Origin of the sequence: Ruminococcus sp. SR1/5 (assembly GCF_000209835.1) — a bacterium.
Classification (GTDB): domain Bacteria; phylum Bacillota; class Clostridia; order Lachnospirales; family Lachnospiraceae; genus Blautia_A; species Blautia_A fusiformis.
In genome coordinates this window covers 3,027,936-3,041,063 of the sequence record NC_021014.1, presented here as the reverse complement: position 1 = coordinate 3,041,063, position 13,128 = coordinate 3,027,936, and the positions used below count along the sequence as shown (strand labels likewise).

15 protein-coding genes and 1 pseudogene are annotated in these 13,128 nt (G+C 35.9%); all 16 read right to left on the bottom strand.

What is annotated here, in order from left to right; genetic code table 11:
* Positions 1-141: 141 nt before the first annotated feature.
* The gene (locus CK1_RS15290; RefSeq protein WP_306288974.1) at positions 142-441 is read right to left on the bottom strand and encodes a hypothetical protein; all 300 of its coding nucleotides are present in this window, start codon (positions 439-441) and stop codon (positions 142-144) included.
* A 57-nt stretch (positions 442-498) separates the two neighbouring features.
* Positions 499-810 (bottom strand): hypothetical protein, encoded by a 312-nt coding sequence (locus tag CK1_RS15285; protein ID WP_144094579.1) that lies wholly within the window; start codon positions 808-810, stop codon positions 499-501.
* Positions 811-825: 15 nt separating this feature from the next.
* Positions 826-1,812: a DUF3991 domain-containing protein gene (locus CK1_RS15280; protein ID WP_306288973.1), complete on the bottom strand. Its 987-nt coding sequence runs from the start codon at positions 1,810-1,812 to the stop codon at positions 826-828.
* Positions 1,813-2,123: 311 nt separating this feature from the next.
* Positions 2,124-3,308, bottom strand: coding sequence for a hypothetical protein (locus CK1_RS15275; RefSeq protein ID WP_015527055.1), 1,185 nt, complete (start codon positions 3,306-3,308; stop codon positions 2,124-2,126).
* Positions 3,283-3,564, bottom strand: coding sequence for a hypothetical protein (locus CK1_RS15270; RefSeq protein ID WP_015527054.1), 282 nt, complete (start codon positions 3,562-3,564; stop codon positions 3,283-3,285). Before CK1_RS15270 ends, CK1_RS15275 begins: the two co-directional genes overlap by 26 nt.
* 36 nt (positions 3,565-3,600) lie before the next feature.
* Positions 3,601-4,302, bottom strand: coding sequence for an RloB family protein (locus tag CK1_RS15265; protein WP_024852958.1), 702 nt, complete (start codon positions 4,300-4,302; stop codon positions 3,601-3,603).
* A 2-nt stretch (positions 4,303-4,304) separates the two neighbouring features.
* Positions 4,305-5,135 (bottom strand): AAA family ATPase, encoded by an 831-nt coding sequence (locus CK1_RS15260; protein WP_306288972.1) that lies wholly within the window; start codon positions 5,133-5,135, stop codon positions 4,305-4,307.
* Positions 5,126-5,659, bottom strand: coding sequence for an AAA family ATPase (locus tag CK1_RS15255; protein ID WP_015527053.1), 534 nt, complete (start codon positions 5,657-5,659; stop codon positions 5,126-5,128). Before CK1_RS15255 ends, CK1_RS15260 begins: the two co-directional genes overlap by 10 nt.
* Positions 5,660-5,891: 232 nt before the next feature.
* A complete protein-coding gene (locus CK1_RS15250) occupies positions 5,892-6,116 on the bottom strand; it encodes a JAB domain-containing protein (protein ID WP_306289120.1) in 225 nt (74 codons plus the stop codon).
* A 35-nt stretch (positions 6,117-6,151) separates the two neighbouring features.
* A pseudogene (locus CK1_RS15245) lies at positions 6,152-8,468 on the bottom strand (SpaA isopeptide-forming pilin-related protein); the annotation flags it as partial.
* Positions 8,469-8,752: 284 nt separating this feature from the next.
* Positions 8,753-9,667 carry a ParB/RepB/Spo0J family partition protein gene (locus CK1_RS15240; protein ID WP_015527049.1) on the bottom strand — a complete coding sequence of 305 codons (915 nt, stop codon included), beginning with the start codon at positions 9,665-9,667 and terminating at the stop codon, positions 8,753-8,755.
* On the bottom strand, positions 9,645-10,472 hold the full coding sequence (locus CK1_RS15235; RefSeq protein ID WP_015527048.1) for a ParA family protein: 828 nt from the start codon (positions 10,470-10,472) through the stop codon (positions 9,645-9,647). The genes CK1_RS15240 and CK1_RS15235 overlap by 23 nt, the downstream gene beginning before the upstream one ends.
* 125 nt (positions 10,473-10,597) lie before the next feature.
* Positions 10,598-11,431, bottom strand: coding sequence for a hypothetical protein (locus CK1_RS15230; RefSeq protein WP_306288970.1), 834 nt, complete (start codon positions 11,429-11,431; stop codon positions 10,598-10,600).
* Between the two features lie 489 nt (positions 11,432-11,920).
* Complete coding sequence (locus tag CK1_RS15225; protein WP_306288969.1) at positions 11,921-12,229, bottom strand: hypothetical protein; 309 nt, start codon at positions 12,227-12,229, stop codon at positions 11,921-11,923.
* A gap of 73 nt (positions 12,230-12,302) precedes the next feature.
* Positions 12,303-12,491, bottom strand: a complete 189-nt coding sequence (locus CK1_RS15220) for a hypothetical protein (RefSeq protein WP_015527047.1) — start codon at positions 12,489-12,491, stop codon at positions 12,303-12,305.
* 92 nt (positions 12,492-12,583) lie between these two features.
* Positions 12,584-12,802: a hypothetical protein gene (locus CK1_RS15215; RefSeq protein ID WP_015527046.1), complete on the bottom strand. Its 219-nt coding sequence runs from the start codon at positions 12,800-12,802 to the stop codon at positions 12,584-12,586.
* Positions 12,803-13,128: the final 326 nt, after the last annotated feature.

Here is a 13,128-nt window from a genome sequence, read left to right as displayed (position 1 = left end):
TGATACCAGGCTCCGGTCCTGTCATATTTTTACTGTTTGTTCTTGTAACAGTCCCTATTATATCAAATAAATTTTTGAAAGTATATAGATTAGCGCAAGAAAAAAGTACAAATGTTCGATTCTTATTTGTACTATTTTTTATCATGCTGCGTTGAAATATTCCTCCAGGATTAAGTCTATTTCAATCACTTCTGAATAATCATAATACTGATTTTTCCGCTCTTTTGGAATAACTTCTTCAATAAATGGTTCCAATACATCCAGACAGTCTTCTATGATTTCCTGCGTATCTCCATAGACATCTACTGATATGATTTCCTTGGCATGTCCCAATAAATGCGAAACACCTTTCTCCCTGACAAGCTGCCGCAGACTGCCAGGCAGGAAACCTGTGTGGCAATCCAAAGGCGTTGCTTGCTGGTATTGTGTATTCTTCTGCACCCGTCTCACTGTTCCGGGTATCAGAAGATTTACTTGCCGAAAAAGCACTTGCTTTTTTTATTCTTTCAGTTCACAAATCCCGCAAGTTTCACACAAGTATTCACACTTTGTGCATCGTACATTTTCATCAGTTGCCATACATTCTTCACTTGCCGGACAATACTTTTGACAGCTTTCACACTGCTCCGTACAGCTTTCTTCTGACACTTTTTCAGCAATAATTCCAAGTAATTCACTCTGTTCTTTTTCCTCTTTCAACTGTGTTTCCAGAAAAATCTTCAACAGATCTTCGCTGTCTATATCGTCTTCCATCATCAAAATCAGTCCTTTCTTATACACAACCTTCAACTCATATCTTGCAATTTTCATATCTTTTTTCACCTTCTATCTCTCATATTTTTCATGACCAGACATATTCTTTTTTGTGCGTTTTTCTCGCTTTGTAATTGCCAGATTTAACTTGATGCAGAGCAGATCGTTGTAATCTTTTCCTTGTTTTGGCGGTACATCTTTTACCTGATATTGCTTTGGAAGCACTGCAGAAATTGCTTTTGTGTCAAGTCTTCCAATACGGTCATTGTCCAAATGCAGAACGATTGTCTTCACCTCTGGATGCATTTTTAATGTCCTGGCCAACGCTGCAGGGACTTTACTTTTTTCAATTTCTTTTGCTGGCTGATAGACACCTGCCAGTGACAATAAATGTTCTCTCCTCCACTCTTTCCCGTCTAATTTCTGCAACGTCGCATAAGATAACAAATCAATGGCTGACTCAAACAGATGCACCGTATCATTGGATTTCTCTGCAAAAATGGAAAAAGAATAATTCTTATTGCTTCCATTTGCTTCTCCTATAAAGCTGGTTCCGATTCCTCTAAGAGCTGCATATTTCGGATTATCTTTCTCATCCATCCCTACAAACACTACGTTATGATGAAATGCACTTTCATAAACTCTTCCGGACTCCAAACAAAACTGAATGATTTCCTTATCAATCCCACGTCCTAAAAGATACGCAATCACTTTCTGATCATCTTGATTTTTCTTTGGAAACAGTAACTGTTTCTTCATCGGAACATTCTCAGATACAAAAAGAGGCGGCTGAATATTTGCCCGTTCTGCAAGCAATTCAACCGCCTCTAAAAAACTGTATCCTCTTACTTTGATCAGATAATCCAGTGCTGATCTGCCTCCGGTTCTCTGACTCCACCACATCCATTTCCCATTTGATATTTTCAAACTATCGTGTGTTCTGGTAGTGTAGGTGTTGCCAGAAAAGTGAACTAATTCGTATGGTTCATAATTTTTCAGGTATGTGAGCAAGTCCATCCGCTTGACCTCTTGCACAACTGATGGTGGTATATATGGCATAATTTTCATCTCCTTTCCTGCCTTGTATTGATATTATTGGAATAATATCCAGGCATGAAAATAGCCAGGTGATTCCTTGAGTTGGAACCATCTGGCTATGTAGATTTTATTTCTATTTTTTACTATTTCTTCGACCAAAACTTCTATTCTATGTCTTGACATATTATCACAATCTTCTTTTATTTTTTCACAATACTGCAAGAATTTTTCAGCATCTGAATGATACAAAACATACATAATATTATAACACGTATGATATCTATCCTCATCCACATTGTCTACTGGAAAAGAATTTTTATTATACAAATTGTCTATCTCTGATATGATAATATCATGATAATAACTACTATCAAAATTATTTCTAAGTTTATATGAATACTCATAAGCCTTTTTCCCATGAGTTGTTTTTTCAAATATCCCACATATGTCTCTATTAAAAATTTCATCATTTCTTTATTTTCTTCTTGATATATTCTTTTTGTCTTTTCCGATGACATGTGAAACAAATCATATGAATACGATAGCATTTCCTCTTTCCCATCTAATACAGTTTTTTCCAGCATTTCTTCTAAAATATTTCTATATTCTGATAAAACACTTTCATTATTTTCCTCTAAAACATCACTCCAAACAACATACGCATCTGCAAATTCATTTAATTCTGCCAAACTCTTTGCTTCAAGCATTTTCTCTCTTAAAATAGGTAATACACTCCTTATTTCCTCATCTGACTTATAATAGTTAGGCTTATCTCCTGAATTAAGAAATAACTTGTATTCAGCCTCCAATTGTTCTTCATTTAGTACCCCTTCCTCATAATATTTCAGTATCATTTCTACCAAATTTGTACTACACTTTATTCCATAAAGATATCTGCCAATTCTATGCTGAAGCATATTTCCAATCGTATTTGTCATTTTTTCTACAGAATCAGTATTATCAGAATCAATTTCTTTATAGTACAAGTTTTCTACACTCTCCACAACAACAGCAAAGCATATTAACTTTAATTCTTCTTTAAATTGCTCACTCATGTCACTATTACAAAACAATTTTACATCTTCAAAAAAACGTTGCGCCTTTTCGAGCGTCCGTAAATTTTTGACTTTATGGATTTCCAAGAATTTTTCAACAAAGTCTGCATGGATATTCATTTTACTCCATGTCACTTTCTCTGCACGTTCTGTAATATGATATATTCTTTCAATGACCTTTTCATTATACTTTTCAAATACAACTTTTTTGTCCGATTGTATTTCATCTGTATTCGCAATCACAATAACTTTTACATAATTACATTGCTTGAGTTCTTCTATAATTCCAAATATATCTTCCAAATTTATGTCATCACTCATTCTTTCCAAGTCATCTATTACAATAATATGAACAGAAGTAAACTCTTTTGACAATAATAGAAACATTTCTCTTTCATTGACTATACTTTGTACTGCTTCCTTTGCCTGACCAACTTTATCCCAGATTTTTTGATGCGCCATCTAAAATATTATTAGCTATTTCACCTATTTTCCCACCAATATTATTCTTTAAAGCCAATTGAAATAAAGCTTCATGATATATTTGCCTAGTGTCTTTCAAACCAAACATTGATATTTTACAAACATTGGGATTTGCTTCTAATGCCTCATTTACCGCATAAGATTTTCCAATTCCCCATGTTCCATCAAATAAAATTGCTCTATACGGTAGATGATCTATGTCACTGATTATATTTTTTATATTATCTGCTTTCATACTGTATCTTTCCACCCCTATTTTTCATCTAACAACTTATCTTCCATCATCCTTCCGAATCTCATCAATAATCCGACCTATATTACACGTAATCTGTCCTTTACACTGATGAATATCCTCATTGATTTTCTTTTCCTGTTCAATAGCAATCTCTATATTTTTCGCCAGTTCTCCAATCGCAGCATTTTTCTTCGGATTGATTCCTGTTCTGGCAAGTAACAACTTATAGATAAATGTCTGATGTCCATCTTTTTCATTCTGGATAATCTGTTCAGCATTTGGCTCAATATCATCTTCGTATGAATTTTCATAATGTAACAGCAGAAATAATTCAAATGCTGGATTACTAACCGCTAATATATTCTTCTTTTCACCTTCAGCTACCAATTCATCATAATCAAGTACCTTCTCTTCAAAAATGTCTCCATCAAATACAACAATCATCTTATCTCGTTCTTTATCAAATGCTATTTCCGGATTTTCTTTCTGATTTTCTGCAAATTCAATCAAACGTCTTGGAAATGAAATGTCCCTGTCTCCCTCTGTTTTTTCAAGTAACCGGATATCGATCAATGGATGAATATTTAACTCTTTTCGGATATCAATTAACTTTTTGAAATACCATGTTTCAGTATTAGCACCCTCACATATGAAGAAATATTTACGATAAGGCTCAATCTGTTCTTCTTCATCTGTAGTTCTGCTATTCCAATTCGTATAACTTCTTACTGGAGCCAAGGCTACTCCTCCTCTCTAAAGTCGAATGTTGAAAATACCGGTATCGCACCATATCTTCCTTCCAGATATGCCTTGCTCAACACTTTATCATACCTCTCCTTGAAACGATCTAAGGAATAAATAGAGCTTGCATTTTCTGCGTTACGTTCTACAAACCAGATTTCATCCCTTCTAAAAATAGCCTGATCCATAATGGATGATTCATGTGTAGTGAACAATAGCTGCATACGCTGCTCATCATGTAGCTGCATAAACAATTGCAAAAATCGTTCTGTCAATTTCGGATGTAAGCTTCTCTCCAATTCATCCACAATATAAAGAACATCTTCTCGTTTATTCAACAGCATATCCATCAAATCGAATAATCTTCTTGTTCCATCAGACTCTTCATCAAAACCGAACTCATAAAATGACTTATTATGATGCAATCGGATTGTTGTGACCTTCGGTTCAGAATGTCCTTCAACTTCGATATTAAAGAAAGTTTCCTTCGACCTCATCGTCATTCTGAATGATGGTTCTTCCTGCTCTTCCATTCTATTTTTTACATGCTGCATCATCTTATCAAATACTGATTTTGGCAATGCATTTGATAACTCATCCAATGTAATTTCTTCTATTTTCACCTGGCTGATACCCGTATCAAATGTTTTGATTAATTTGTTAATCAGCTTCAGCGAATTATCATCATAATAATATTCCAGATCAATCAATGGCGTATCCGGTGTAATGATTGAAATATGATTCTGAATCCAATCATATACATCCCGGAAAAACAATAATTTAGATCGTGTGCTATATTTTTTTCCACGATTCATTTCTGTCAGGAACAAAGATGTTTCATTTCCTTCAAAATCATCTGCATAGGTTTCAAATTTATTTTTTCTGTGTTTGTCAGCGTAATACCATCATTTAACACCGGACGTTTACTTCCTTCTCGTTCAAAGAGACATTTTGCTGAACCATTCTGATATAATTCATATAACCATTCTCCGGTTACTTTTCGTCTGCTTAAAACTGCAGAAAAACCATAGGCATAAAATTTATCACCTACAGTAATCTGAATTTCAAAACTACTTTCTCGTTCCTTATTCTCCTGCCGATTCTTACAAAACATCTGTGTAGCTTCTATCGGAATACCATTGCAGACACTATCTTTAAAAAATTTAAAGAACAATGCCAAATTGGTCTTTCCAGATGCATTTGCTCCATAAACTACTGCATATTTTAATAACTGGGTACTTTTTATCTTTAACCTGTGATTTGCATTTGTTCGTATTTTATTTGAGGAAATCATTGTCAGCTCTGCTGCTTTATCAAAAGATTTAAAATTTTCAACACTTACTTTTACTAACATTCTTATACACCTCCACCTTTATTATATGTTTTACTCTTCTCTCAGTCAATGTAAATTTTCTTATTTAGAGATTTTTTCGTTATATATTGTTTCTTTTTCTATTTTTAACAATTTTATTTTGAGTTATGCATATAATATCAATGTATAAGTCAGCTTTTTGTAGCGACACTATTTTACTAATGCCGCTACATGAAATATTACAATAAATAAAAACTTCTAATTCTTTTTTCTTCTATCTCTCCCAATCCATCCTTCCTGTCACATTCAACATCTTTTCTTCTCGGAAGCTGAGCATCTTTCCATTAGTTCCACCGACAATGATATGATCCAGCAATTCTATCCCCAGTAGCTGTCCGCACTTCTGCAGCTTTCTCGTAACAATCATATCCTCTTTTGACGGTTTCACATTGCCACTGGGATGATTATGAAGTCCAATGATTGCAGAAACATTTGCCAGAATACTGCTCTTAAAGACTTCCCTCGGAATTACCAGTGAGGCATCTCTACTTTCATTTTCTCACTGTCAGCAGTAAAAGTGTAATCACTCTCCACACGTTTTCCATCAATCAGCAGTTCTGCATTTTCCTCTTTCAGCATCTGCCAGCCTTTTAACTGGTATTTTCTTCCTTCTTCCAGACCGTCCAGAGTAACCGTATCTACAATCGTTACTTTCTTTCCTGCAACAATTACTTTTTCGCCCGTTGCCTTATCCGTTGCGGTTGTATGAATGGTAATCTCTTTTTCATACTCATCGGTCAATGTTCCAAGATTGATTGTTACTTTATTTCTGCTTACAACAACTTCAAATACAGGAATCAGCTTCATGCCTTTGTTGGATTCACAAGATAATTCCTCAATCTCATAAGTGTCATAAAGTAAGGCACCTTTGCTGTCATCCGGCTCAGAAGTTCCGAACCAGATACCGTCCTCACTGGATGTTCCGGCATTTGTATTTTTCTTATGAGATGCCCAATCGGAAGCGGTTGAAAACTGACCATTTTTATCTGTCACTACGATGTGGCTCTCTCCGGTTGTTTTGCTTGTAATCTTAAATGGAACATTGGCAAGTCTCTTATGTGTGCCTGCTCCAATCTTTACTCCTTCCAAATCTCCACGTTTAATCTGGTTGTAAATGGAATGGCTTTCATCAGTTAAATCCACAATCTTTCCATTCTCCGTAATGGAAAATTCGATTGCTTTTGCTCCGTTAGTCAAATAACCTTCCGGTGCTTTTGTCTCCTCCAGTTTGTATTTACCATACGGAAGTAAATCTGCCGATGTCGATGCTACTCCGTCAATCCCCGTCTGAATCGTCTTAACTGTCTCGTTCTTTTTGTACAGCTTTCCTTCTACCAGAACCGAATTTTCGTTCAAAGAAATAATTGCAAATGCAGTATCTTTTAATGTGGCACTTCCCTGTGCTTTGGTATCTTTTGTCTCTAAATCACGTTTCTGAATCTTCACATCACCTCGGATTACCTGGTCAGATACGGAATACTGGTTGCTTCCGGAAAGAACTGCAAGTTCTCCGTCCTCTGTGATCTGTGTCAGATACATTCCTTTTATCTGTTCTGTACTGTCTCCTGCCTGCATATAAGCTCCGTCCAGTAAATATCCGTCTGGTGCTTTTGTCTCCTCAACAGTCAGTGTTCCAAGTGGTAATACGCTTTTTTCATTCTGAATGTAAAATGCATCTCCCGATACTTTGTAAGCATCTGACATTTTTTGTCACATAATGAATACTTCCGTCACTGCTCTTTTCTGCCACCGTTTTTGTAACCCAGGTACGTGTTGCTTTCTCTGGTAAATTGTCTTTTGTATAAAGTCCGTCATAATAATGCCAGGTAAATTCTGCTCCTGTCAGTGCTGCATTACCCTGTGCGGTTGCTTTTCCCGTCTCCATATCAATCTTGAACAGGTCTACCAGTGTCTCTGTCACTTTCGGAACATCGGAAACATTTAATACGGCTGTTTTTGCGGCTTCAACCTTCAGACTGTATACTGTCGTATCCAGCTTATATCCCTTCGGTGCAGAAAGCTCTTTGATGTAAACATTCCCTGCAGTCACTTCAACTTCATTCGTATCGCCATTTTCATTTGTTGTAAGTGTTCCAATCTGATTACTACAATTCTGGTCTAAAAATATGCCAAAGGTTGCTCCAACAATGGAATACATCTCATTTCCATTTGTGACAATCTCATTTGCGGTTGTCTTTTTTACTTTTGCATTTCCGACATTCAGTTCTGCCCAAAACTGTCCGAGATCCTGTCCCTCTCCAGTATAGATATATCCTCCACATTTATACCGACCTTTGTTCGCCTGTACAAATGCTCTCGCTCCTGCATACACTTCATTCTGAATATCCTGTGAAATCTCAGAATATGCAGCTCTGACATTATCACACTGCCAGCCTAAATACTCACTCAATCTCTGCCATACCACACACTGTTCCAACAGATATCCCTGATTCGCATTCAGGTTGCTGTGACTGCCCCTATACTGCTTTACATACTCCAGTGACAATGCCACATCTTCGATCTGTGCAGCACTCATACTGGAACTCGCATCGTGTCTGGTTTTATACCCATTTTTAAATCCGGTGTTAATATCTACACAATAGGCGGTTTCGCCCTCTACTCGCATGTGACCTTCATTGAATGTAGAATGAATGGTTCCATCATTCATCACATGTTCAATATATCCGACTCTCTCTGAGGATTCCGTCCAATACTGTGTTTCCGCTGCCTGAACCGATGTGATCGGTAATGCAGTTAAAATCGTGGTCAGGGCAAGAATCCCTGTACACACTCATTTCCATATATTCTTCATTTTCTACAATTCCTTTCTTTTCAATCAAAAAGACGTCCGTCTGGAACGTCTGCTGTTGCTTTATGCTGTTTGTTCCCTGCTGTCATGCAGGGTGTGGGAATCTCTGACCTTCCGAAAGAGAAGATGTTCCCGGCTCCTTATTGTCTTTTCGGCTGGTAATCTGCTGGTAAACCAAAGGGGTAGGGTGTGGGGAGGGGAAACAGAAAAAGACTGATTTCTCATTGACCGCCAACGGATAGACTTCTCCCTTGGTGTCAAAACGCCTATCGTTCCCTGCTTTTTTCCCGTTTCCGGTATAATTCCAGTGCTTTGATAATGGTTTCTTCCATTTTTTGTTGTGAAGTCCCCGATGGAAAATATTTCTTCAGTCGGTTCTTAGGGATTTTCCATTGCTCTACCTGATTTGGCTTTTCCTCTGCCATAATCGACAACAAAACATCTTCATTCAATCTGCCCTCTGCTGAAAATTTGCGGATTTTGATTGCCTGTGCATGACTTGGAGTACAAGCCTCCGACTCCATGGTGTCGTACAATATCTCCTGTTCCTCTTTCGTCAAATAAGACAGCTCTACCGCCGGACGCATAGAAATCTTTTTGTCATCGACCATTTCAAGGATTTCCGGGATAAGTTCTGTAAGACGAATATATCTGCGGATTGTATCTTTACTTTCGCCTACTTGTTCACCTAATAATTCATCAGAACGTTTTCCTCGTAAATGTGTCGCCACTGGCGACATATTTTCTTTACCAGGTCTACCTGCCTGTCGTTTCATTGCCTCCAGTCTCATTTTATAAGCGAATGCCTTTTCGGATGGTAAGATTTCTTCTCGCTGAAGATTGCTGTCAACCATGACAATGACTGCTTGGTCGTCACTAAGATTTCTTACAATACATGGCATTGTCTCTTTTCCTGCCAGTTCACTTGCCATTTTTCTACGGTGTCCGGAAATCATTTCATACCCGCCCGTTGGCTTTTCCCTGACAAGTGCTGGAACTAATACGCCATGATCACGCACGCTTTCGATAGTTTCCAACATCTTATCGTCCATCTTTACCTTAAATGGATGGTTTGGGAAATCTGTAATCTCATAAATAGAAATATCTTTTACATACTCCTGATTCTTCTGGTCTCTTTCTTCCTGCGTTGTAAAAAGGTCAGCTACTGAGGGAAGATTCATGTTTATTTCTCTGCTTTTCGCCACACTGAATCACCTCCCTCGTAAATTCTGCATACGCCTTTGCAACAGTTCCATTCTTGTCATACTCATAAATGCTCTGTCCTGCTGCACTGCTTTCTGCCGCTGTGATAGCCACTGGAATAACCGTTTTGAAAATTCTGATATGCTTTCCATAATTTTCTCTAAGGCTATCCTCTGTTGTTCTTGCAAGTTTTGTCCTCATATCTGCAAGTGTCAGTAAGACTCCATCAATCTTCAGATTGGGATTTAACTGTCTCTGTACCTTACCGATTGTTTTCATTAACTGTGTCATGCCTTTTAGTGGAAGATAATGAGCCTGCACCGGAACAATTACATTGTCTGCGGCAGCTAATGCATTGATCGTCAGCATACCAAGACTAGGCATACAATCAATCAGGATATAATCATAATCCTTTTTCAAATCTGCCAGATACAGCTTTAGTGTCTGCTCTCTGCTCATGGCATTTACCAGTGAGATTTCCATGCCCGATAATTCAATGTTGGTCGGAATAATGTCTACTCCTTCTTTATGGTGTAAAATGCCTTCATTGTACACAAATGGTTCATCTTGTAGTATTTTCTTCATTTGTGTATCCAACGTAATCGGAAGATCATCTGCATCAGTCCATCCTAATGCGGTTGTTAAGTCTCCCTGTGGATCAGCATCGACCAATAATACTTTTCGCCCCTGATGTGCAAGACCGATTCCCAGATTTAATGTCGTTGTGGTCTTAGCTGTTCCTCCCTTCTGATTTGCAAGGGCGATAACTTTACACTTGGTCATATGGTTTCCTCCTTCCTTGAAAATTTAATAGCCAATCCTTTTTACAGGACTGGCTATGTATAAAAATGAGCATGAAAAAGCCGACTGACTTGTAATTTGAATCAATCGGCTATGTATCAATATTTCTAAAGTTTCTTCTTATATTTATCATATAAGTATTCTATAACTTCAAAATTAAATTTTATCATTGTATTCCAATCTGCTGCATCTAACTTAACAGGTTCATGTACCGCCCTATAATGTGCTATAGAATTTCTTTTTTGATAATACCATTTATGGAGCTTCATCCCTTGAACCTCTTTTTCTTTTCCTTTTACCTTTTCCAAATCTCTTGTAAAATCCTGATTTTCTATTTGCTTAAAAATCTCTTCTATTGCATTTTCTTCATTCGGTCTCCAAGATATTTTTTCTTCTATCTGTTTCGAAAATTCAATTAAGGACATTTGTGTTTGTAATCCAGCATGAAATTCATCAAGTTTAATAATCTGAAATAAATGTTCAATACATCTATATGATTCCAAAAAAATATGATTCCATTGGTTAGATAATAACGCTAAAGCAATATTATGATATGGTATTTTATCATTTCCGGTTAACAAAACTCTTTCTACAGCATCTAATGTGTTGTTATCCCATTCTCCAGACTTTTCTTGTAATTTCTTCAAAAGATAATATGCATAAGCTGCATACATATCTTCATCTACCAAACTACTATTCTTTCCAATCTTATATGCAACAATATTTTCAAATGAATCTTGCAAATCTTCCAATTTATGTCCAGTATACTCGTCATCTTCTGGTTGACACAATATGTCATTATATATCGCCATAGGGGATTTTCCATAATTGACTTGTCCATTTAATTCATATATTCCATACAAAAAAATCGGCAAATCAATTTCTATACTAGTTAAGACTTCATCATTAATTTCAATTTCTTGTTCTCCAATAATAATCAAAATTTTATCATCCTTATATTCTCCCATTGAAAATCTAGCATTAGGAATAAACTCTTGTTCTTTAAAATGTTTTATGGTACTGATATATTTTTATCTTCTTCTTGATAATCAATATAACATTTTTGTATATCAAATTGATAATCGCATTCCTTATTGGTAACAAAGTTCTCTAATTTAGAAAAATATTTTTTGTAAATCATTCCTTGAAACGCTCACTTTAAAACGTCCTCCAACAAATTCCTAAATTATCCATTTTACCTTTCTCATCTACTGCAACTTTGAACGCTTCATAGAATAACTCTCTTTCATAATCTCCTACTTTTGTTGTCCTCCGCTCCATTTTTTGATTTAAAGTACTAAAATCAATATACTCAATAAGTTCCTCGGTTTTTTTCTTCTATTGATTCTTTTATAGTTTCAAAAGTCTGTAGAAAATCATTTTTCGCACATTTGATTTTTCAGCAGATCTTTCTTCACCTGGTCTACCAATTATTTTTCACCAGCTGCCGCCACAAATCCTATCCTAGCTGGTTGACTTGCGAATAAATCTTTACCGTTTTTAAATTTATCATTTTGATTGATTTCAATTTCAACTTCTTCTTTAGCTTCACTTATTTTATATTTTTCGTCCAATAAAATATCTATTTCCGCCATACATTTCAAAATTTCACAAAACATATCTATTAAATCTATTTCTCCACTACTTTGTAAAAAATCATGGCGTGTAAATTCATCTGTTAATTTTTCTTTCGTATTAACCTTCCATGTTCTTGCACCAAAAGCTAAAAATAGTTCCACCAATTCGCTAGCCTGATATTGTCCTCCTTTTTTCTTCTAGCAGAATCTTCAATTTGTAAAACAGCAATGCAATCTACTTTATTTTTATTTCTTTAATAATTCCGGAAAAAATAACTTCTATCTGCCTTCTAACATTCCAAGGAACTTGACCGGTATTTAATACTAACATTCTATATAATAAGCTATTATTGTTATCTGATATCCAATATTCTACTCTTAACTCACGCTCACCAACACTGTCATTTTCACTACATGCTTTCATTAAAGCGGTTGTCCTTTGCATTCCATCAATAATACTTAATAACTCTGCATTTTTCTCAATCTCTAACTCTTCAAAATTTATTTCCTTTGATTCTAATTTTTATATTTTACTTCATCAATTACGATCCCGACAACAATAGGCGGCAAAATAGTTCCTTCTTTAATATCTGCAATCATTCTATTTCTTATCGAAATAGCCGTTTTTTGTTTCAGGGCTTCTCTTTGTCCAGATATTCCTCCGCGATTCTTATAAGCATTTTCAACAAGTTTTAAATAATCATCTATTTTGATTTTTTCATAATTGATATACATTTCAACTTTTTATCTATCAATATATCCATCTTTTCATACTCCTTTCTATCTCATTCGATTAGGTATTTCTTTTTTATTATAATCTCCGTTCTTCTTTTCTTCAATCAACATTTTCTCATAATAGTTTGTAAAAATCAGAGAACTATCGTACATCTACACAATTCAACATACAAAAAGCAAGCAATGAAAAGTCACAAAACCTCTTCATCCACCCGCTTTTCACCTATACTCTCACCACTACCACTTCCACAACATCTGGATGTTCAACCACCCACATACCACAAAATACCACCTGTTTTGTGACTTTCTCATGCTAGGAGACAAAA